General features: G+C 48.1%; 15 protein-coding genes. 12 read left to right on the top strand and 3 right to left on the bottom strand.

Going from position 1 to position 22,487, the window contains the following annotated elements; genetic code table 11:
• Positions 1-121 precede the first annotated feature (121 nt).
• From J2Z28_RS08255 to J2Z28_RS08240, 4 genes are all read left to right on the top strand, one after another.
• Positions 122-1,672: an extracellular solute-binding protein gene (locus tag J2Z28_RS08255; RefSeq protein WP_211081887.1), complete on the top strand. Its 1,551-nt coding sequence runs from the start codon at positions 122-124 to the stop codon at positions 1,670-1,672.
• Between the two features lie 96 nt (positions 1,673-1,768).
• Positions 1,769-6,094, top strand: a complete 4,326-nt coding sequence (locus J2Z28_RS08250) for an alpha/beta hydrolase fold domain-containing protein (protein ID WP_211081886.1) — start codon at positions 1,769-1,771, stop codon at positions 6,092-6,094.
• 137 nt (positions 6,095-6,231) lie between these two features.
• Positions 6,232-8,229, top strand: coding sequence for a CotH kinase family protein (locus J2Z28_RS08245; RefSeq protein WP_211081885.1), 1,998 nt, complete (start codon positions 6,232-6,234; stop codon positions 8,227-8,229).
• Between the two features lie 201 nt (positions 8,230-8,430).
• Complete coding sequence (locus J2Z28_RS08240; RefSeq protein WP_211081884.1) at positions 8,431-9,075, top strand: Vat family streptogramin A O-acetyltransferase; 645 nt, start codon at positions 8,431-8,433, stop codon at positions 9,073-9,075.
• Positions 9,076-9,405: 330 nt separating this feature from the next.
• On the opposite strand, the gene J2Z28_RS08235 is transcribed toward J2Z28_RS08240, so the two are convergent.
• The gene (locus J2Z28_RS08235) at positions 9,406-9,678 is read right to left on the bottom strand and encodes an HU family DNA-binding protein (RefSeq protein ID WP_036606368.1); all 273 of its coding nucleotides are present in this window, start codon (positions 9,676-9,678) and stop codon (positions 9,406-9,408) included.
• A gap of 99 nt (positions 9,679-9,777) precedes the next feature.
• Positions 9,778-9,978, bottom strand: a complete 201-nt coding sequence (locus J2Z28_RS08230) for a cold-shock protein (RefSeq protein WP_017690333.1) — start codon at positions 9,976-9,978, stop codon at positions 9,778-9,780.
• Between the two features lie 168 nt (positions 9,979-10,146).
• Between J2Z28_RS08230 and J2Z28_RS08225 the strand changes: the two genes are divergently transcribed.
• From J2Z28_RS08225 to mglC, 7 genes are all read left to right on the top strand, one after another.
• Positions 10,147-11,049, top strand: a complete 903-nt coding sequence (locus tag J2Z28_RS08225; RefSeq protein ID WP_211081883.1) for a tyrosine-type recombinase/integrase — start codon at positions 10,147-10,149, stop codon at positions 11,047-11,049.
• 337 nt (positions 11,050-11,386) lie between these two features.
• Positions 11,387-12,994: a response regulator gene (locus J2Z28_RS08220; RefSeq protein WP_211081882.1), complete on the top strand. Its 1,608-nt coding sequence runs from the start codon at positions 11,387-11,389 to the stop codon at positions 12,992-12,994.
• 26 nt (positions 12,995-13,020) lie between these two features.
• The gene (locus tag J2Z28_RS08215; protein WP_211081881.1) at positions 13,021-14,817 is read left to right on the top strand and encodes a cache domain-containing sensor histidine kinase; all 1,797 of its coding nucleotides are present in this window, start codon (positions 13,021-13,023) and stop codon (positions 14,815-14,817) included.
• Positions 14,795-15,967 (top strand): substrate-binding domain-containing protein, encoded by a 1,173-nt coding sequence (locus J2Z28_RS08210; RefSeq protein WP_211081880.1) that lies wholly within the window; start codon positions 14,795-14,797, stop codon positions 15,965-15,967. Before J2Z28_RS08215 ends, J2Z28_RS08210 begins: the two co-directional genes overlap by 23 nt.
• 174 nt (positions 15,968-16,141) lie before the next feature.
• On the top strand, positions 16,142-17,203 hold the full coding sequence (locus tag J2Z28_RS08205; RefSeq protein ID WP_211081879.1) for a galactose ABC transporter substrate-binding protein: 1,062 nt from the start codon (positions 16,142-16,144) through the stop codon (positions 17,201-17,203).
• A gap of 75 nt (positions 17,204-17,278) precedes the next feature.
• Complete coding sequence (locus J2Z28_RS08200; protein WP_211081878.1) at positions 17,279-18,784, top strand: sugar ABC transporter ATP-binding protein; 1,506 nt, start codon at positions 17,279-17,281, stop codon at positions 18,782-18,784.
• Positions 18,785-18,799: 15 nt separating this feature from the next.
• Positions 18,800-19,819: a galactose/methyl galactoside ABC transporter permease MglC gene (gene mglC / locus J2Z28_RS08195; RefSeq protein ID WP_211081877.1), complete on the top strand. Its 1,020-nt coding sequence runs from the start codon at positions 18,800-18,802 to the stop codon at positions 19,817-19,819.
• Between the two features lie 280 nt (positions 19,820-20,099).
• Here the strand turns inward: mglC and J2Z28_RS08190 are convergent, their stop codons facing one another.
• Positions 20,100-20,435, bottom strand: a complete 336-nt coding sequence (locus tag J2Z28_RS08190) for a hypothetical protein (protein WP_017690325.1) — start codon at positions 20,433-20,435, stop codon at positions 20,100-20,102.
• Between the two features lie 258 nt (positions 20,436-20,693).
• Between J2Z28_RS08190 and J2Z28_RS08185 the strand changes: the two genes are divergently transcribed.
• Positions 20,694-22,265, top strand: coding sequence for an ATP-binding protein (locus tag J2Z28_RS08185; RefSeq protein WP_244988178.1), 1,572 nt, complete (start codon positions 20,694-20,696; stop codon positions 22,263-22,265).
• Positions 22,266-22,487 lie beyond the last annotated feature (222 nt).

Below are 22,487 nucleotides of genomic sequence, written 5' to 3'. Positions count from 1 at the left end.
ACGCAATCTCATCTAAAACATCCCCATTGTTGCAGGCGGTGGGGATGTTTTATCATCTTCATGAAAGCGCTTCACATATAAGCGATACCTAAACCTAAATCAGGATGAAAAGAGGGGTAGCATGAAAAAGTGGATGGTCACAGGCATGGCGCTATTGCTGGCGGCAACCTTCATTGCGGGATGCAGCAAGGGAAGCGGGGCGGAATCCGGTGAGAATGGGGGAGACGGCAAGACAAGGTTCTCCATGTCACTGCGAACGCTGGCGTATACGTATGTGGAGAAGTCACCGGACATCAACCAGGATAAATGGGTGAAAAAGCTGGAGGAACTGACCAATAGCGATCTGAAAATCGTGCTCGTGCCTCATAAGGAATATGAGCAGAAAATGGTCCAGATGTTTGCCACCAACGATATTCCTGATGTGGTGCAGGGTGATGGCGGCGTCAACGGCAAGGAGATGGCCGGTTCGGTCGAAGCCGGAGTATTCCAGCCGCTGGATGAGCTGTTGCAGCAGTATGGGCAAGATTTGCTCAAAGCGGTGCCGAAGGAAGCCTGGGACCAGGTCACCCATGACGGCCAGATCTATGCCATCCCCGAATATTTATCCAATCCATCCCGCCGGGCAACCTGGATTCGTAAGGATCTGCTGGACCAAACGGGATTGCCAGTGCCTACCACGGTGGATGAAACACTGGAAGTGCTGCGCGCCTTTAAAAAGCTTGGCGTGGAGAATCCATATATGGGGCGTGAAGATTTCAAATATGCGGACACCTTCTTTGGTGCCTATGATGTGCAGCAGTTCCTGTCCATGATGGAGCAGCAGGGCGACCAGATTGTACCCAAGTTCATGGATAACGAGAATATGCAGCAAGCCCTGACGGTCTATAAGACGATGTACGAGGAAGGGCTAATTAACAAAGAGTTTGCGACCATCAATTCGACGGTATTCAAAAATACGATTCTCTCCGGTAAGGCGGGCATGTGGTCCATGAACGCCAACGAATTGATTCAATGGGAGAAGCAGATTAAAGCGTCGGTTCCCGATGCCAAAATCGAAATTATCCCTTCCCCTGTTGGCCCGGACGGTAAAGGTGGTTATTATCTGTACGGTCCGGTGACACGTGCCTACTTTATCAATAAGGATGCGGCTGATCCGGCTTCCATTATCCGTTTTTTCAACTGGATGGTGTCCGATGAAGCGGAGACGTTTTTCACGTACGGCACGGAAGGAGAAACCTACACAGAGGATAATGGCGTGATTTCGTACACCGCTCCAACGGATTCCGCTGGCGTGGACGAAGAGCGTTACCGTCAGTCGTTCTTATGGTTTGTACAGGACACAACGTACAATAAAGGCTCGTTATCGTTGACAGAAGAAGGCAAGAAGCTGATGAATATTTACGATACGATTTTAGCCAAAGAAGGCCGGGATGGCATCAACTTTGATCCACGATTGGAGGCCTTTGTGCAGAATCCCGAGATTGCTCCCAATTCGGATACACCTCCTCAAGTATTGCTCACGCACATGATCAAGATGGTTTATGGTAAGGAGCCGATCTCTGATTGGCCGAAAGTGGTTGAGGAATGGAAATCCAAGGGTGGAGATCAGGCCATCAAAGAAGCTACGGAGAAATTCAATAAGGGTGAAGGCGTGTCAGCACCGCGTCGCTAACGATATAATTCGAACTATACATTTTACACGATAACAGCGATCGGAAGGTTGTTCTGTCATCGGAGTGGCAAGTCAGCTGAATACGGAGGGATACAAATGAAAGACTTGTTCAAAACGTGGACGAAGCGGGCTGTACTTGTTGCCATATCTTTCATACTCATTAGCGGTATCGCCATTCCTGTGCATGAAGCCTGGGCGATGGAAGACGATATTCCTCATTCTGTTATCAATGCTGCACAAGAAGAAAATATCCCGGAACCCGGGGGTCCAGAGCTGGAGATTTACGCGGAAAACTTTGATGATCCCGACAATTTTGGCTCTACGGGCGGAATTGCATTGAAAGCACCGTGGCGTCAAGACGGTGCGGGCGGGAGTAAGGCCAAAACCTCTTCTTCAACAACCGCACCATCCCAACCCAACATGATCAAGATAGACGGAACCGATGCACTCGCGCTGCCACTTGATCTGACCGGATACGGAAACATCCGGCTAAGCTACTACACAAGAGCTTCCTCCTATATAAGCGGAAGCGTGATTATTGAATGGTCGAAGGATGGTGGAATTTCCTGGTCAACGCTGGAGACGTTCCAACTTCCCCCAGGCACTCCAGATGTGAAAAATAAGGAAGGCAATACCTTAAAAAGCTGGACGCTGGGTGCGGAGGCGAACAATAACAGTACAGTGAATATTCGATTTCGGACAGGAGATGTCATGCAGGCGAACATGTATATCGACAATGTTGCCATTTACGGTCAGGCCATTCCGGGTATAACGCCTGCCCCTTCCCCAGTGCCGCCTGGAGGAGAGAATACTGAGTTTACGCCACCGCAAGGGGTGACTTTATACGAGGATGTGGAGATTGGCATGGCTGGTGGGCGGGCGATGTATTCATCCATTGCCGTTCCCGAGACAGCGGCAGCTGAACCGATGCCAGTCATGATCTATATTCACGGAGGTGGGTGGAATCACGGGGACCGGAAGCAGGCATTGAACTCCATATGCAATTATGTACTCAAACGCGGTTACATCGGTGTATCTCTGGATTACCGGCTGACGCCTGAGGCGCCTTTCCCTGCCCAGATTCAGGATGTCAAACTAGCTATCCGATATTTGCGGGCCCATGCCGCCCAGTACAATCTGGACCCAAGTCGTATCGGCGTATGGGGATCATCTGCGGGCGGTCACCTGGCCGCATTACTCGGCACAACGGGGGACTTGGTCACTGGTGATCCCGTCGTGCTTGATACAGGAGTCACGGTAGAGATACCGGATCTCGAAGGTTCTGGTGGATGGCCTGAGTATTCGGACAAAGTGCAGGCGGTTGCCGACTGGTACGGACCCGCTGATTTTACGACGACATTTGCCAATAACTATAGCTCGGTCACGGCTCTGCTTGGCGGTCATCGCGCATTGGATGTACCGGAACAGGCCAGACTTGCGATGCCAGGAACGTATGCTTCACCGGATGATCCACCGTTCTGGATTCGCCACGGGGATGCTGACGCCACCATTCCATACACGGACAGTGTTACTTTTGCAGAGCAGCTTCAATCTGCGGGTGTGCCGATGGTGAATGTGAAGATTGTACCCGGTCAGGGCCATGGATTTACAGGTACGGCTTCCGAGAATGCCAATGGGGAAGCATGGGCATTCCTGGATGAACATGTGAAGAACCGGATCGTTACGGAGCCAATTATTTTCAAAAGCAATCCCGAAGATACTTCATCTGGTGAGGGCGAAGATGAAGAAGAACGACCGTTGATGGAGAAGGTCATCGCCGGTAAGCTACCAAGCGACGATGCGGCGATTGACAGCAGCAAGCCTGACCTGAATTTCAATCAGGCCACGGGTTCCAGCACCGGATTACTAAGCATTTCTTCTACTTCATCGACCAAGAAATATGTGTATTTCAAATTTGATATGACCGGAAATGAGCCGGAAGGAGATCGTTATCGACTGCGGATTGCCGCCAAGAAAGGCACATCGAATATCGATACAGAGTTGTCTCTATACGGTTTGAATGCAACAGACTGGAGCGAATCATCATTAACCTGGTCGAATGCTCCGGTCCAAAGTCTCAGCGAAAGTTCGCTGCTTGGCAAATTCCAGGTCACGGCAGATCGGAATGGAAGTCCGGCCGTCTATGAAGTGGATGTAACCGATTATGTGAAGAGTCGTCCAGATGCCGGGCAGGTTGCATTTTTGCTCGCGGATGCGGGATCAACAGGTGTTTCCGTTAACGTCTATACCAAGGAAGCCAACGGAACGAGCAATCCGCGTCCACAGTTATCTGTCATTGCTTTAATCGAAGAAGGCAGTGACGCGCAGTCACCCGAATGGGAGCAGGGAGCTGAACTGGAGATTCGCAACTGGGGAACGGATTTTGCGGAACTGAGATGGCCTGCTGCCAGTGACGATACGGCTGTATCTGCCTACCGAATTTATCGTGATGGAGTTCTGCTGAGCGAACAAGGTGAGCAGTCATTCCGGGACAGCGGACTTGCAGCGGAAATGCCATATACATTTCAAGTGAGGGCGATTGACGAGGCGGGCAATATCAGTAGTGCTCTATCAACCGATATGACCACCCTTGCCGTCCCGGTATCGTCCCTGCCTGTGGCTTCCGTCTCGGCAAGCGGTAGCGACGGCAACCTGGCGACCAATACCCTCGACAATAACAGCTATACACGCTGGTCTGTTGCAGGAGAGGGGCAATGGATTACATTTGATCTGGGGCAGGCACAGCCAGTGGGTTATGTTGGGATTGGTTTTTACAAAGGGGATATCCGAAAGACATTTTTTGAGATGGAATCGTCTGTTGACGGTAATCATTGGACTCAGGTATATGGCGGCGAAAGTAGCGGGGATACAACAGAAATGCAGGCATTTGATATCCCGGACACTTCTGCACGTTATGTACGGATCACCGGATATGGCAATTCTGATTCAAGTATTTACACAAGTCTGAGCGATGTGCATCTGTATGCCCCTTTTGCAGGAGGAGGGACACCTGTGGCTCTGATTCCATACATCGTGCCACAGCCACCTGAAGGGACGATACCCTTTATCGCCCCAGGTCTGACGGAAACAGATGGCACACCACATGCTGTCCATGCTCCACATGCCGTGACCGGACGTACAATTGATGTACGGGATTATGGAGCAGATCCCGCCGACAATGTGAGTGATGACCGTCCTGCTATACAGGCTGCCATTGATGAGGCCAGCGTTGGTGATGAAGTGTTTTTGCCTAATGGAGTGTACAATTTGTTGTCCGGGCCGGATAGAACTACCAACCTGATGCTCAAATCCGGGGTGAACCTGAGAGGAGAGAGCAGTGGAGGAACCGTGCTCAAGACATCGTTGGATCAGGTGACGGGCAGCGCTGTCCTGAAAGCATCGGCTCAGCACAGCATTCTCGTATCCAATATGACGATCACTTCATCCTGGTCCGGCAGCTACACGACTGATCATCAATCCAATAACCCCTCCGCAGGGGGCCCGGATAGCATAATCCACATCGCCAATTATGGCGAGGCACCATCGTACGACATTACGATTGACGGCGTAATTGTGGAGAAGTTCAAACGAATGGCGATCCGCATTGAGCACAGTCGCGATGTTGTTGTGAAGCATGCAACCTTCCGCAATGCAACAGATCTGGGCCCTGGAGGTTCAGGCTACGGAATTTCCATTCAGGGAACGGCCAAGACCGATCGGCTCGGCTTTGACAATGATACGATATGGAATGTGGTGGAGGATAGTACGTTTGAGGGCCCTTATCTCAGACATGGAGCGTTGATCCAGTTTGTTGCCCATAACAACGTACTGCGTGGCAATACATTTAACGGAACAAAACTTGATGCCATTGATCTTCATGGTGAACTGGAGTATTTAAATGAAATCTCCGGCAATGTCATTATGGATGTGCTGACAGGCGCAGGGATTGGACTCGGCAATACCGGGGGTTCGGCGCCCAGCAACCACAGCAAGTCTGGCAAAGGGAACTACATTCATGACAACACAATCACGAATAGCCGAATCGGTATTTCGGTAACCATGGGTACCACCGATACCCTAATTGAGGATAATCTCATCGAGAATACTACTATGATTGCAGAGGCAGCAGGGATCAAAGTGTTGAACGGACCAGGCACGGTGATTCGCGGCAATGTAATTCGTAACAATACGGCGAGCGGTTACTGGGGTGTGAGGCTTGAGGGCGACAAAGGTGATGCCGGAGCAGGCAATGTCGGCGAAGGGGACCCTGAGAATGTGTGGATTGAACATAATCTTATTGAAGGGAATACGAACGGGATCGGCCTCTTTGCCGGAGTAGGCATTCTAATGAAGGCCAACATTCTAAACAATGTGAATGAGGACTACTACAAAGCAGCAGGTGTGACCGTTACGGAGCTATAAAGGATCAGAACAAGTAGCCTGATGGGCTACTTTTTGTTATGAATCCTTAATTTAAGATTCACTAAAGGTTCGTCCCCTACCATGGTTACATAAGCCCCAGTTGCTTAACCGAGAAACCAAGAAGGAGGATTCATCACTTGAATATTTTATTACGAAAAGTTGCAGTAACGGCATTGTCCGTGACCATGGTAACGACATCTTTTGGTTTGATTGTAAGTCCGAATGCGGCATATGCCGCAGAGAGTACAGCGACAATCTCAAGTGCAGGCGTGACGCAAGCTTATGAATCGTTGTTCCAGACGGATAACGTCATTGACGTAAATGTAACGATTGATGATGCAGACTGGAAGAGCATGCTCGAAAGCCCGCTAGATAAGGATTATAAGAAGGTAAGTGTCGAAGTGGACGGCAACAAGCTGGACAACGTTGGTTTCTCCACCAAAGGTAATCTGACGTTGAAAGTTGTATCCGCGATGAAAGATTCGGACCGGTACAGCTTTAGATTGAAATTCGACAAATACGACAAAACACAAACCCTGCTTGGTCTGGATAAAATGGTTCTGAACAACAACTATTCTGATCCATCCTTCATGCGTGAAGTTCTCCATTATGAAGCGCTGCGCAGCATTGGAATGGATGTACCGATGACGAACTATGTTAATCTGTATGTGAACGGCGAACTGGTTGGTTTCTACACCGGCGTTGAAGCAGTAGATGACAGTTACCTGGAACGCAACTACGGTGAAGCTTATGAGGATGGTGTTCTCTATGATACCGAGGAGAAGACTTATCTCCAATATGAAGAAAAAGGCGAATACAGCACGCTGACAAAGGATTTGGGTACGGACGAGAACAAAACCAAGCTCAAAAACTTCATCAAAACGCTGAATGATATGCCTGAAGGCAAAAAAGGTGACATTGAAAGTGTACTGGACGTGGATTCGGCGCTTCAATATATTGCAGGCAACATGGTTTTCGGCAACTATGACAGCTATAACGGTGACAAAGGACACAACTACATGCTCTACAGTGATGCCGACGGCAAGTTCACGGTTGTTCCTTGGGACTTCAACATGTCCTTCAACGGGTACTCGGGTCTAGGGGGACGTGGCACAACAACCGGTTCGACCACGACCAACACCAATGCAACGAACGTATCTGTAGATGAGCCTGTACTGGGTATTAGCATGGAAAATGTACCGATGATTAACAATCTGCTTGCTGTGCCGGAGTATAAGGAAAAATATTTGAGCTACGTCAATGAACTGACGGACTATATGGAAGGCATTCAGGATCGTATTACTGGCCTTGCCGATGAGATTCGTCCTTATGTAGAAGCAGATCCAACGAAATTCTATACGACAGAACAGTTTGAATCCAACATTGCTTATTCTGCAAATGCAGATGAAGCAGATGGTATGGGCTTTACACTACCAGAAGGATTTGAGGGAATGACACCACCTGAGGGCATGGAAGGCATGATGCCGCCTGAAGGTTTTGAAGGAATGACACCTCCAGATGGAGCAACACCTCCGACTCAGCCGGGGGTCACAACTGGAAATGGTGCAACAGATCCAACAACGAATACAGGAAATGCCCAAACACCTCCTGGCGGCAACTTTGGCGGAGGCTGGAGCATGGGCTCCATGGCATCCGGCTCACTAACGACATTTGCCCTGAACCGTCTTGCCAATTTGCAAGAGCAACTCGGACGGGAAGTAACACCTTTGCCTGAGACTACGGAAGAGACCGGTTCGAATACTTCATCCGGAACAACCGACAAAACCATTACCGTAACACTCGATGGTAAATCGATCACATTCCCGGATCAGAACCCGCTGCAGCAAAGTGGCCGAGTGATGGTGCCTGTGAACGCAATCCTCGAAGCAATGGGTGCAGAAGTGACTTGGGACAAAACGGCCAAGACGGTAACAGCGGTTCTGAATGATCAGACCCTTGTGCTCAAGATCGGAAGCAGCACGGCAACCGTAAATGGAAAGACACTCGAAATTGATGCACCAGCGATCATTCAAAACAGTCGCACACTTGTGCCTGTACGCTTCATCTCAGAAGGACTGGGACTTACCGTGGACTGGGATCAAACCGCTGCACAAGTAAGCCTTACATCCAAATAAGAGATATCTCCTGCAGATCAACGTTGTTGTATGGAGAATAAGAAAAGGGATTCGATGGTCAGATCGAATCCCTTTTTGCTCTGCTTTGTCAGGTTAGACGGAGCGAACATCCAGCAAAATCCGGCCTCGTCCATGTCTGGCCTCACTTAGTCCATTTAAGATTTAATATCTGTTACAATAGGGAAAAGGAGGGACTACAATATGGCCCCTGATAAAACCAAACTTTTCCCGAATGAGAATATCCGTACGGTATGTTACATTCAAAACCTGCCTCCGCGTTCTAACGTGGACATCGGTGATTATACGTATTATAGCGATAACACGAATCCGCCAGAGCAATTCTATGACCGGATACAGCATCATTATGACTTTATTGGTGATCGCCTGGTCATCGGCAATTTCTGTGCAATTGCGGAAGGTGTGACATTCATTATGAATGGCGCGAATCATCGGATGGAGGGTATGACCACGTATCCGTTCAACATTTTTGGTGGAGGATGGGAGCGTGTGACACCTACACTGGAACAACTTCCATATAAGGGTGACACGGTACTGGGGAACGATGTATGGCTTGGACAAAATGTGACGATCATGCCTGGTATCACGATTGGAGACGGGGCAATCGTTGCCTCCAATTCAACCGTTGTTAAGGACATTGAACCCTATACGATTGTTGGTGGTAATCCAGCCAAGACTGTTAAAAAGCGTTTTGACGAAGAGACGATTGCACTGCTGCTGGAATTGAAGTGGTGGGATCAGGATGAGGAATGGCTGGATATGCATTTGGAACGTCTTGTCTCTACATATGATCTACAGATCTTGCGCGAACTTCTGAACAGCAAATAGGATGGTTGTGCATTGTGCATAAAAGACAAATAAGCTGGTTCCTGACGGAGCCGGCTTCCAAGCAAATCAGGCCCTGGACCGTTTTGAGCGGATCAGGGCCTCTTGTTGTCCAAGATGAAATGTTAATTTAACGGGTGGGTGGTCGTAGGTTGCAATCAGACTGTACTGATGGGGGCTTCAAATGAGTGTGATTTTCTGCATGATCCGAGTTTGTCTGTTTGCCTGAATAAAAGTTAATGATATCATCAACGGTAGTAAACACGACATTTAAATCCATATTATCATTGTGTGTTTGAATAAAAACCTCTTTTCAATAAGTTGTTACGTTGTTTAATTTAAAGCTTCTTTCATGCTTAAGCCTGCTGTGAATACAGGAACTTTACCTGCAGGTAGTTGAATTTCTTTGCCTGTTTTCCGGCTTCTTCCCGTTCTTGCCTCACGCTTCTGCACTTCAAATTTCCCGAATCCGACCAGTTGAACTTCTTTGCCTTCTTTGAGAGCTTCGAGAATCGAGTCCAGTACAACGGTTACAGCTTTTTCAGCATTCTTCTTGGAGAAACCGCCAGCCTTAGCTACTTCTGTGATCAATTGTTCTTTATCCATGGGGAATACCTCGCTTTCATTCTTGGGATGTGAAATCTTTACTGTGCAACATATGTGTAAATAAAAAGCTGCCTTATTAATAAGGCAGCTTTCATATAATTAAAGTTTAGTAACGTTCTCAGCTTGTGGTCCACGGTTACCTTGAGTTACTTCAAATTGAACGCGTTGACCTTCGTCCAAAGATTTGTAACCTTCACCTTGAATTGCACTGAAATGAACGAATACATCTGTTCCTTCTTCAGTTTCGATAAAGCCGAATCCTTTATCCGCGTTGAACCATTTCACTGTACCTGTTTGCATGTGATTCCTCCAAAAAATAAGTTTTTAGCCGATCATTATGACGAGTATAAATTAAAATTGACACTCACCTGGTGCATTTAAACCACGAACTTGATGTCCGCTAATGTATCGATTAATATGATAATACCATGTCCGCTAATATAAGTCAAGATTTGGAGGTATTTTCTAATGAATCAGTCATCAGGGATTTCGGTGCAGCGGGAACCGACGATAGAGGAATTCATACATATGCTTGCTAATGAGGGAGAATTGCATCCCAAAACCGTGAAGGAATATACAAGTGATCTGAAACACTTTATCGAATGGTACAAGGAAAGCACCATGCTCAGCGAAGAGTTCTCACTGCGAATTGAAGATGTGGATACATCCACTTTAGTCAGTTATCGTGAAGATGCTCACAAAGTTATGTTATTGAAACCAGCCACCATTAACCGGAGGTTGATTACGCTGAAGCGTTTTTTCAAGTGGGCTGTCTTGGAATCCAGGCTCAGTCATGACCCTTCCAAACCATTAAAATTCATTCCGGAAGACAAAGTAAGTCCACGCCGAATGACATTTGAAGAAGAGCAGGCATTCCTCGAGGCAGTGGAGTATGGTAATTCCCTTCGTGATCAGACCATCCTGACCGTTATGTTTCACACAGGCTTGCGAACGATGGAGGTATGCAACCTCAAACCTCATGATATCGAACTTGGTAGACGAAGCGGTCACCTGACAGTGAGAGCCGATAAACGCAACGTGCAACGTAAGATCCCTTTGAATATACAGTGTGTTGTCATGTTGAATCAGTACTTATCTGATCTTGCTACCGATCGTGCGTACCTTTTTCCTTCAGAGAAGACAAACGATCGTTTAACGGAGAGAGCATTGCGCCACCTGATTAAAAAAGTAATGATAACAGCAGGGCTGGAAGGACTGAGTTCACACGACCTGCGTCATCGTTTTGGCTACGCCATGGCTGAGCATACGCCACTGCACCGTTTGGCCGAGATAATGGGACACACCAACCCAGATACAACAATGATTTATGTTAAAGCATTAAGTACGAATCATCGTAGAGAACAAGAATGAAGAATCTGAATTATAATCACGATCAAAACACCTCTTATTAGAAGTACTTCGAAATTTTCCGTGTTTGTATTACTTTAACCTACCTTTAGCATTCATATACGATCCTTCACATTACACTTAGGCACTGCCCGACAGGGTTGCCTTACCTCTAATAAAGAAAGCGATTACATATCCCTGGTAATATTGTATATTATGATGGCAACCTTGGAACAGATCAACATGAGCCTATGCATTTTGCTTCAATTCGGTGAGCAATAAGAAATCAAATGATTCACAATGCTACATATATATTCGTTGATAGGGCATAAGGCCGTCATCAAAAGGGAGGAATCCAAACGTGTACCGGGTACTGCTGGTGGATGATGAAGAAGATGTGCGTGAAGGACTTGTTGTAGAGGTCGATTGGGAAGCGCTCGATCTGCGGATTGTCGGTTTGGCTGAGAATGGGCGGGAAGCATTGGAGATGGCGGAGCGGGTGGAGCCGGATATTGTGGTGACCGATATCAGCATGCCATTCATGAATGGTCTGGAACTCGCGCAAAGATTGAGGAAGCGTAATCCACTCGTGAAGGTGGTCATTTTGACTGGATATGATGAATTTGATTATGCGAGGCAAGCCATCTCGTTAAGTGTGGATGAATATCTACTGAAGCCGTTCTCGGCAGGGCATCTCACCGAACTTCTCACAAGACTGCGCGCCCAGATGGCGGCTGAAGTGGCTGAGCGTGAAGGTGTACAGCAGTTGCGTGAGCACTATCATACCAGTTTGCCTTTATTACAGGCAGATCTGATGGCGACCTTGCTCCATCGGCAGAAATCCTCGACATATATTCATAGTAAAGCCAAACAATGCGGATTGGATCTGACAGGAGAACGCTATGGTGTGTCCGTGTTGACACTGCATATGGAAGGAGATGCTGAGCTGAAACGCTTTGCTGCACTTAACATTGCGGCAGAAGTCTGGGCGGAGCATGGGGCTGGTCATGCCTTTATGCATCAGGAGACGATTGTCCTGCTCTATGTGGATCGCTCGGGCGGTACAGATGGAGCGAAGCGGCAACAGGAGGCATTGGAAAATGTGATGCGCAGCATCAACCACTATTTACGTATCCCGGCTACGGTGGGATCTGGTCAGATTGTCGATACACTTGCGGATGTGAATCATGCCTATGAAGATGCCCTGCTGGCGTTGGATTATCGGCTTGTGCCCGGGACAGATTCAATCATATACATTGCGGACGTGGAGCGACAGACGGCGGGCAAGCTGCGGTTTGACGAATTGAAGCAGCAGACGCTGACACGTTGCCTGAAGGCGGGGACACAAGCAGAGCTGGAGGAAGCACTGGCGATCATTTTCCGGGAAATTACAGTGGAACACGGGCGAAGTGATATTCAGCTCTATTTAATTGAAGTATTAACAACAGTATGGAAGGCAGCACAGGCATCAGGAGAAGCGATGGAAGACATATTTGGTGCAGGGTTCCAGTTGTATGCGGATTTGTTCCGACTGCCGGGACTTACTGAGGCACAGAAGAAGGTACAGGAGGTCTGTCTACTCGTGCAACATCGCATTGCCAGCGGTCGCCAGCATGTATACAAAGATATTGTCGAGCAGGCGTTAGTCTTCACGAAAGAGCATTATGCCGACCCGGACCTATCTATTCAGAAGGTGTGCGGGCATTTGCATATCAGCTCCGGTTATTTTTGTGGCATTTTCAAAAAAGAAGTGCAACTTACCTTCCTGCAGTACCTGATGCAGATCCGAATGGAGGCAGCGCGTGAACTGCTTCGCTCGACAGAGCTGAAGTCATTTGAGATTGCGGAGCAGGTTGGCTTTGCCGAACCCAATTACTTCAGTTTTTGTTTCAAAAAACATATTGGTGTCTCGCCGAAAGAATACCGTAAACAGGCTTCCCAGGCGGCAAGTGAAGGTTCAATCCGATGAAGTTCTTTTCCAGATGGGTGAAGTCCATGGGACATCAATTACGCTCTCGTCTGCGTTCGTCCAGAGTCAGCAGTATCCGGTTTATTATTACATGGTCCTTTTCCGTCTTCATCGTCTTGGTGCTGACCATCATGGCGATGCTTCTGCATGACAAGTTCACGCAGGCTGCCGAGCGAAGTGCGGAACTGACGACGAGACAGATTGTGGATCAGGTTAGTTATAATCTGGAGGATTACATCCGCAGTATGTCACATCTGTACCGTGCCATTGAGGAACACATGCTGCGTGACGGGACATGGGAAGGGGAACTGGTGGACAAACAGCTTGACACACTGCTCAGCAGTCGTGAGGATATCATCTCGATTACTCTGCTTGATTCCACGGGGAAATTGCTCAAGAACCGACCTACAGCCGAATTAAAACCGAGTGCCCATGTGACACAGCAAGGGTGGTTTCAGTCTGCGCTTCGTGTGCCGGATCACCTGAGTTTCTCGTTACCTCATATTCAGAACATGTACACAGGCCCATATAAATGGGTCGTTTCCATGAGCAAAGGCATAACGATACGGCAAAATGGTCAGGATCGGCAGGTTATTCTGCTGGTCGATATCAATTTCAAACAGATGGATGAACTGAGCCGTCGGGTCAGTCTGGGGCAACGGGGATATGTGTATATCATCGATGAGAGTGCGGGCAATATCGTGTACCATCCGCAGCAACAATTGATGTATATGGGACTCAAAAGCGAGAATATCGAACAGGCTTTGGTGGCTTCCGGCAGTTACGAAGATGAAGCGGATGGGCAGAAAAGGCTGAATACCGTAAAGTCCGTTGCCAATATCGGGTGGAAAATCGTCGGTGTTGCCTATCTGGATGAGATTATGACAACGCGTCAGGAAGTGAACGGATATCTCATTCGTGTATTGGTCGTTGTACTGGTGCTGGTCATTCTTGTCTCGCTGTTCTTATCCTCCAGTCTCACTCGCCCAATCCGGCGAATGGAGCGCAAGATGAAGGCCGTGGAGCGCGGGGATTTCAACGTGGAGTTGCCTATTGAAGGGCCGCTGGAGGTGGAACGACTATCCCGTCGCTTCAACCTGATGGTCAATAAAATCCGAACCTTGATGGATGAGATCATCCATGAACAGGAACAGAAGCGGCGTCTGGAGCTGGAAGCCTTGCAGGCCCAGATCAATCCACATTTCCTATACAATACGCTGAATTCCGTGGTGCGCATGGTAGGCATGAGCCGCAATGAAGAAGTGATTACGATGATTACATCACTCTCGCGCCTGTTCCGCATCAGCCTTAGTCAAGGTAAAACGATCATTACGATCAGGGAAGAGCTGGAGCATGCGCAGCACTATCTGACGATTCAACAGATGAGGTTCAAACGCAAATTCAACTTTACCATTAATGCAGATGAGACGCTCCTGGATTGCCTGACATTGAAGCTGGTGCTCCAGCCCCTGATTGAGAACGCCATTGTTCATGGCATCGAGTACCACATGGACGAAGGAAGTATTGAGGTTGATGTTTATCGTGAGGACAACAAGCTGGTGTTTCGCATTACAGATAATGGGGTCGGCATGACGGAAGAACAGATGTCGGGATTACTAAGTGGTCGTCCTGTGGTCAAAAGCGGTGCAGGCTCCGGCGTAGCGGTACGCAACGTCCATGACCGAATCCGGCTCTATTATGGGGAGGGCTACGGACTTGAATTTGCAAGTGAGTTGGAAGAAGGAACCACGGTCTGGATTCGGATCCCCATTCAATCGCAGCAGAAGGAGGGCGAGCCTGATGACAGACAACCAAGTGAATAGGAACGATGCCCATAGAGGTAAAGGATTGAATATCCGTACGTTTTGGAAAAAGGTTGCTGCGAGCTTCCCTGGAATTCGGAAACGTCGGTTAGTAACCTTGACAGCTGCAAGCTGCTGTCTGCTCATATGTAGCGCCTGTGGCTTATCGAGTCCCGATGCTACGGCAGTACCGCTACGTATCGCGCTAATTACGCCAGCTGGGACAGGAGAACTTGCGGAAGCTATCCGGCTTGGCGCCGAAGCGGCTGCCAAAGAGAACGGAGCCGAACTGATTACCGTGGAAGCATACCCTTCCGATAGTGATGTGTACACGCCTGCCATTCTGGACTCCGTGGGTAGTCAGATACAGGTGAAGCAGGCCAATGCGGACCGTGGAACGTTGTCTCGCAGTGCGCGAGAGCAGGCTCAAGTGAAGGCCGCCGCATCGGCTCTGAAGCAGGGGGCATCAGCTCTATTGGTTGATCCCCTAAGTGAGAAGGCCCTTAGTGACATCATTCAGGAGGCACAGACAACAAATTCCGATGGAACCATTGTTCCTGTCATTGTGCTTAACGATGAATTTCCCGTGAAAGGCATCACTAGTTTCATCTCGATGGATAATGTTGAGGCGGGAAGGCAGGCTGGCCAGGCTATGGCGGAGCTTCTGGAAGGGAAAGGGCATGTGGCCTTATTGGGCCCCGATCCTCTTAATTCTGGTCTGATTCAGAGAGAGCAGGGAGTTATGGAAGCCTTGGTACAGTATCCTAATATTCAAGTGGAACCCAAATCGATATGTAATACACGGGATGGATGTTGGCAGACTGCAAAGCAATTGCTGGACCAGCAGGAGGTGGATGGCTTCATTTCTCTTCAAGAACCGGCTTCTCTGGGAGCAGCCGATGAATTGAATCGACGCAAATCTGCGGACAAGGTAAGGATTGTTGGATTCGGCAGTGAACAACAACAACTGGAGCAATTGCAAGAAGGGGTCTTTGATCATCTCATCGTTCAGAATGGATACAGTGCAGGTTATCTGGGATTGAATCAAGCCGTTGCGCGGCTGAACAATCAACAGGTGCAAGCGAGAGTGTTACTTGAGACCAAGCTGGTTAGTACCGACAATATGTTCTGGATGGATAACCAGAAGCTGTTGTTTCCTTTTGTACAATGAACCAATGCTGGAACGAATGCCGGAACGAATGCTGAATGAAGAAATTAAGGTGTTTGTTAACTTGAGGAAGATTTCGATAGAACAGGTGAAGATATTGTATTCGAATTTAATGTAAACCCTTTCATAATAAAGACATCGGTGAAGCCGAATGAACTTGGGGGAGGTCATTAGGATATGAAGAAAACATGGATGACGCTGTTGATTACGGCATGTATGGTTGTGGCGGCGGGGTGTAGTAGCGGCGGAGACAGCGCAGGTGGAAGTACGGGAACAGATACAGGAGGCCAGACAGCAGCCGGTACGGAAACGCCCAAGATTGGTGTTGCCATCTACAAATTCGATGATACATTCATGACGGGCGTACGTAATGCGATGAACACAGCAGCCGAAGGCGTTGCGACTCTGGATATCGTGGACAGCCAGAATGCACAGCCGACCCAGAATGAGAAAGTCGATTTGTTTGTATCCAAGAAATACAATGCAATGGCTGTGAATCCGGTAGACCGCACGGCGGCAGGTGTCATCATTGACAAGGCTAAGGCAGCGAATATTCCAGTGGTATTCCTCAACCGTGAGCCAGTGGCGGAAGACATGAACAAGTGGGATAAAGTGTACTACGTAGGAGCGAAAGCAGAGGAGTCTGGTACGATCTCCGGACAGTTGATTGTGGATTACTGGAAAGCACATCCGGAAGCGGACAAAAACGGCGATGGCAAACTGCAATACGTCATGCTGAAAGGGGAACCGGGTCACCAGGATGCAGAGCTTCGGACCAAATATTCGGTTCAGGCGATCCAGGATGCCGGTATCGAAGTGGAAGCACTGGCGGAAGACACAGCGATGTGGGATCGGGTGAAAGGTCAGGAGAAAATGCAGGCGTTCCTGGCTTCCCATGGTGACAAGATCGAAGCTGTTCTCGCAAACAATGATGACATGGCGCTTGGAGCCATTGAGGCATTGAAAGCAGCCGGATACTTCAAGGATGGCAAATCGATGCCGGTTGTAGGTGTGGATGCAACGGCTCCAGCCATTCAAGCTCTACAAGATGGCACGATGCTGGGCACGGTGCTTAATGATGCCAAGAATCAGGGTGCAGCCACGGTGGCACTGGCTTCTGTACTTGCCAAAGGTGAGACACCAACGAAGGAAAATACCAAATACGACATTACAGATGGTAAATACGTCTGGATTGCATACAAAAAGATTACAAAAGACAACATCGCCGACGCCCAATAACAGTACGAGACAGGGACGTCCGACATTCGGGTAGCGTCCCTTTTTTTGCCGGTCATATGGAAGGGAGGAACCAAGATGGAGTCACCTTACCTGCTGGAGATGAATGGAGTTTCCAAAGCATTTCCGGGTGTGCAGGCACTAAGTCAGGTCACTTTGAAAGTGAAGCCGGGTACGGTTCACGCCTTGATGGGAGAGAATGGAGCGGGGAAATCCACACTTATGAAATGTCTATTCGGCATGTATCGCCCGGATGAAGGAACGATACGTATCGAAGGAAAGGATGTGGATATTCCGAATTCCAAAGCGGCACTTCAGCAAGGCATATCCATGATTCATCAGGAGCTGAATCCGGTCCCGCATCGTCCGGTGATGGAGAATATCTGGCTGGGTCGTTTTCCGATGAGGGGAATACTGGTGGACGAGAAACGGATGTATACCGATACGCTGGCCCTGTTCAAGGACTTGAACCTGGATATTGATCCGAAGGCTCAGGCGGGAACACTGTCTGTCTCCAAGATTCAATCCATGGAAATCGCCAAGGCGGTCTCTTTTCAATCCAAAGTCATCGTCATGGATGAGCCAACTTCTTCCCTGACAGGCAGGGAAGTGGAACAACTCTTCGCCATTATTAATGAACTGAGCAGTCGCGGCGTATCTATTATCTACATTTCACACAAGATGGAGGAGATCCTAACGATCTCGGATGAAGTGACGATCATGCGTGATGGCTTTGTTGTCGGGACATGGGATGCTGCTGATCTAACAACAGATCTGATCATTACACGTATGGTTGGCCGTGATCTGGACGAACGTTTCCCAGAACGGACGAACGTACCCGGTGAAGTGATATTAAAAGCCGAGGGTCTGACATCGAATCAGTCCAAATCGTTTTGTGATGTATCCTTTGAGCTGCGAAAAGGTGAAGTGCTTGGCATTGGCGGCCTGGTTGGAGCACAGCGGACAGAACTGATTGAGTCCTTGTTTGGGCTGCGCGGACTCGCTTCAGGTACGATTTCGATTCATGGGCGTAAGGTGAAGATTAACTCCCCCGCATCAGCGAAGCGTCACAACATTGCGTTGCTCACAGAAGAAAGAAGGGTTACAGGGATATTCCCTGTGTTGTCGGTGTATGAGAACACGATCATTGCCAGTCTGGGGCGCTACCGAAATCGCGTGGGCTTGCTGGACGAGAAAAAGGGCCGGGAAGAGGCACGTGAGCAGACGCAGAAGTTCAGAACCAAAACGCCTTCAGTTAACACGCTGATTCGAAACCTGTCTGGCGGTAATCAACAGAAGGTTCTGCTGGCCCGTTGGTTATTGACCGACCCGGAGATACTCCTGCTGGATGAACCGACACGTGGAATTGATGTAGGGGCCAAGTTCGAGATTTACACCATTATTACGGAACTGGCTCGTCAGGGCAAAAGCATTATCATGATTAGCTCGGAGATGCCCGAACTGCTGGGCATGTCGGATCGCATTATGGTGATGAGCGAAGGGCGTCTCACCGGAATCGTGGACGGAGCCGAGGCGACCGAGCAGGATATTATGAGGCTGGCCGCGCAGCAGCGGATGGCTTAGTCAGGAGGGAAACAGATGAACACACAGATGATCAATCAAGTGAAACAATATGTAACACAACGCGCCATCTTTATCGTACTGATCCTGCTCATCATTGGTATTGCTATTGCCGATCCGAATTTTCTTGCCTTCTCCACACTGCGGGACATCTTACAGCAGTCCTCCACACGGGCCATTATTGCGCTCGGTGCAGCCTTTATCCTCGTCACGGGCGGGGTTGATCTGTCTGCTGGACGGGTGGTTGGTCTGACGGCTGTTGTATCGGCATCGATGCTGCAAATTGACGAGTATGCGAACCGCTTCTTCCCCGATCTGCCCCAGTTATGGGTGGGTCTGCCGATCCTTGTCGGGATTACAGCGGGTCTATTCGTGGGATTGGTGAATGGACTCATTGTCGCCAAATTACATGTGCCACCTTTTATCGCAACACTGGGTACAATGGTAGCCGTGTATGGACTGAACTCCATTTATTTTGATACGGAACCCAACCAGTCACAGCCGATCGGAGGATTGCGACCCGATTTTACCGTCATTGGCTCTGGATACATTGATCTGGGCGGGGGTTATTCCATCCCGTATATTGTCCTCATTGCTATTGCGGTGGCATTAGTCTGCTGGGTAATCTTTAACAAAACACGTCTCGGCAAAAACATGTACGCGATCGGTGGCAACATTCAGGCGGCGCATGTATCCGGGATTCATGTGGCACGCAACCTGGTTGCCCTGTATGCCATTGCCGGTGCACTGTATGGTCTGGGTGGTGTACTTGAGGCAGCACGCACAGGTGGAGCAACAAACAATTACGGTAACATGTATGAGCTGGATGCAATTGCCGCATGTGTTGTAGGTGGCGTATCAACGGCGGGTGGTATTGGAACGGTACCTGGGGTTATGGCGGGTGTGCTGATCTTCGGGGTTATTAACTATGGTCTGACGTTTATCGGTGTAAGTCCATACTGGCAGTTGATTATCAAAGGATTGATCATTGTTGCTGCGGTGGCTTTTGATATCCGTAAGTATATGGCGAAAAAATAAGATTAACGTGAAAAGGTTACACCGTTGTACTCCGAGTGCAGTACCATCTTCCGATCGCCCTTATCCCCTGATTTTCTTGATTCCCTATATTAATAGGGGAAAATCCGGTGATAAGCGTATGCTTCCGATGTAGCTTTCTCCTAGAAAGCTTTAGGCGAACGCTATCGCTTCTTCAGATTGGTTCTGCACTCTACGTTATGGTGTAAAAATTCCATTCATCTTATATGGAAAAGCAGCAAAGAAGCCAGCCCTCGGGATATAGAGAGCTGGCTTTAATTGTTTAACCATTGACCATCCAATCGATAACGGGGATAAATGGCCCCATCATGCACAAGAGCAACATAAATCCGGCGACGTTATAAGATACACTGGTACCGAAATGCGCACGATATTTTTTGGCAATCAAGAAGGCTGGAATCCAGAAGAGGGCTGCTACTACAAAAGGAATGTGAAGTCCTTGAGTTCCGTTGCTATAAATAGGCATGTTTATTAAGTTAAAAAGGTAATGACTGATCATGAAATTTGCTTGGCCCCATGGAAAGTTAAAGGCAAGACCCATCGTCAGTACGAGCAGAGATAGCGTTCCGAAGCCCAGTGGTTTTCGTTGTGTTGTCATGTGACATCCTCCATATACCCAGAATTTATCCTAAATTAATCCATTAATGTATTGTAACATAATAATGACCATCGTAGAGGAATTGTTTCACTTTTGTTGATTACAATTACATCATATGTCCTATTGCCTTCATAATTTATACATTCGTGCGAATTTGACGAGCCTCCACTAATCGACAACATCAGCTAATCATAATCGATATAATACATGTACATAAGTTGTATGATGTGAGTTTTATGTCAAAGGGGGCGAGGCTGTTTGCTTAGTTACACGATGAAAATGGTGATATTCCCGCTAGGTTGTCTGCTTGTCATTCTGTCCTCTTATGTTCTCAGGCTTACCCCTCATATGGCAATAATGTCACTTTCGGCGACATTATTGGTAGCAAGTATTTATGGGGAGAGACGATATCCTGCGCTGCGAAAATTTCAGTGGATTTTTCTCGGGATATTCCACTATTTCAGTGAACTGAACTGGTGCAACATGCTGTATTATATGCTCATTATTTCAATGATCCAGGACAAACCAAGGTTGGCGCAGACCTTGCCGATTTCGTTGCTGCTTATGCTGCAATATACGTTGATTCGGCTTTCTTATGTGCCTGTAGATACATATGCTTTGCTGGTTTCGTTATTTGACCTGTTAACCTCGGTTGTTATCATTTTTTTGTACCATACTTTAATCAACAGTGAGGTCGAGAAGCGCAAGCTTCGGGAAAAAAATCGGTTCCTGACCCTGCATGATCCGCTTACCGGACTGTTGAATTACGAAGGTTACATGGAGGTGTTACATAAGACAGTAGAAGAGCAACGGTCTTTTTTGCTTGTTCTTTTGAACGTCAATAACTTTAGCGGCTTTAAAAAAGAGTCAGAAGATCCTTGGTGTACGGTAATCACAGGTACAGGCCAGATGATCAGCAATCATTTCACCGAGGCCTATGGCATATCCCGATATGCAGGAGACCGATTTGCGGTCGTTTTGCCGGAGATACAGGATGTGGAAGAACGAGTGTCGTCACTGCTAGCTGTTGAGCTTCAAGGACTCCAGGTAAGCTACAGTATCTCTCTGTACCCGGAAATGTCGGATTCGTTGCAGCACTTTATGACGGTAGCCGAGGATAGGCTGCTTCAACAACAGCGCAGCAAATGGCTGAAAAATGAAGAAGAAGTATTTCGTTCCGAAAGACTAAGGGCCGTAGGTGAACTGGCCGCGGGTATGGCTCACGAAATTCGGAACCCGCTTACTGCAATTCGGGGATTCCTGCAGCTGTCCCGTGGACAAGCGTTTAATATCGCGCCATGGTATGAAGTGATTATGGGTGAGGTAACGAGAGTAACCGATCTGACAGCTGAATTTTTGCAGTTTTCCAAACCACATGCCAATCACATGAAGCCTGAACATTTGGGTCACTGCCTTGAACGAGTGATGTCTTTGACCGAGTCAGATGCGGCATCCCGAGGGCATCAAATTACGCTTGAAATGACTAATGAGCCAGTTGTGATCATCATGGATCGAGATAAAATTGTGCAGGTATTGATCAATCTGATTCGTAACGCTTTTGAAGCAATGACAGACCCCGGTGAGGTCCATATGGATTTGTTGCAGGACGGAGACGCAGTACTCATTTCAATTACAGATACAGGAAGCGGCATTCCGGAAAATTCGCTATCCACCATCTTTAATCCATTTTATACAACCAAAGAAGAAGGTACGGGACTTGGACTTGCACTCTGCCAGAAAATCGTTCAGGATCACAATGGTAAAATTACCGTCCATAGCGAAATGGGGGTTGGTTCCACCTTCACGCTTCATCTGCCAATGGAGACGTAAATCATATAACTGACCCAGAGATAGCAATTAAATAGTCATTAGACAAAAACATAAAAACGCCGCATGGGTCCTGAAGAACCCCGTGCGGCGTTTAGTATTTCGATTAAACTAATGTGTAGAATCCACATCGGTTCAGATCATTTTAGCTATATAAGAGTGTGTCTGCAAATTCAAGTAAGCGATATGATGATGGAGGTCAGCGTATAAAAGTCTGAAGCTCAA

The organism is Paenibacillus xylanexedens, from assembly GCF_017874615.1.
GTDB lineage: Bacteria > Bacillota > Bacilli > Paenibacillales > Paenibacillaceae > Paenibacillus > Paenibacillus xylanexedens.
Note: the sequence above shows the minus strand (reverse complement) of the source record. Positions and strands in the feature narration are given on the sequence as shown.

Excerpts from the sequence above, each read along its gene's own strand:
- J2Z28_RS08255 (WP_211081887.1), top strand. The coding sequence starts at position 122 with ATGAAAAAGTGGATGGTCACAGGCATGGCGCTATTGCTGGCGGCAACC.
- J2Z28_RS08250 (WP_211081886.1), top strand. The coding sequence starts at position 1,769 with ATGAAAGACTTGTTCAAAACGTGGACGAAGCGGGCTGTACTTGTTGCC.
- J2Z28_RS08240 (WP_211081884.1), top strand. The coding sequence starts at position 8,431 with ATGGCCCCTGATAAAACCAAACTTTTCCCGAATGAGAATATCCGTACG.
- J2Z28_RS08235 (WP_036606368.1), bottom strand. The coding sequence starts at position 9,678 with ATGGATAAAGAACAATTGATCACAGAAGTAGCTAAGGCTGGCGGTTTC.
- J2Z28_RS08230 (WP_017690333.1), bottom strand. The coding sequence starts at position 9,978 with ATGCAAACAGGTACAGTGAAATGGTTCAACGCGGATAAAGGATTCGGC.
- J2Z28_RS08225 (WP_211081883.1), top strand. The coding sequence starts at position 10,147 with ATGAATCAGTCATCAGGGATTTCGGTGCAGCGGGAACCGACGATAGAG.
- J2Z28_RS08215 (WP_211081881.1), top strand. The coding sequence starts at position 13,021 with ATGGGACATCAATTACGCTCTCGTCTGCGTTCGTCCAGAGTCAGCAGT.
- J2Z28_RS08210 (WP_211081880.1), top strand. The coding sequence starts at position 14,795 with ATGACAGACAACCAAGTGAATAGGAACGATGCCCATAGAGGTAAAGGA.
- J2Z28_RS08205 (WP_211081879.1), top strand. The coding sequence starts at position 16,142 with ATGAAGAAAACATGGATGACGCTGTTGATTACGGCATGTATGGTTGTG.
- J2Z28_RS08200 (WP_211081878.1), top strand. The coding sequence starts at position 17,279 with ATGGAGTCACCTTACCTGCTGGAGATGAATGGAGTTTCCAAAGCATTT.
- mglC (WP_211081877.1), top strand. The coding sequence starts at position 18,800 with ATGAACACACAGATGATCAATCAAGTGAAACAATATGTAACACAACGC.
- J2Z28_RS08190 (WP_017690325.1), bottom strand. The coding sequence starts at position 20,435 with ATGACAACACAACGAAAACCACTGGGCTTCGGAACGCTATCTCTGCTC.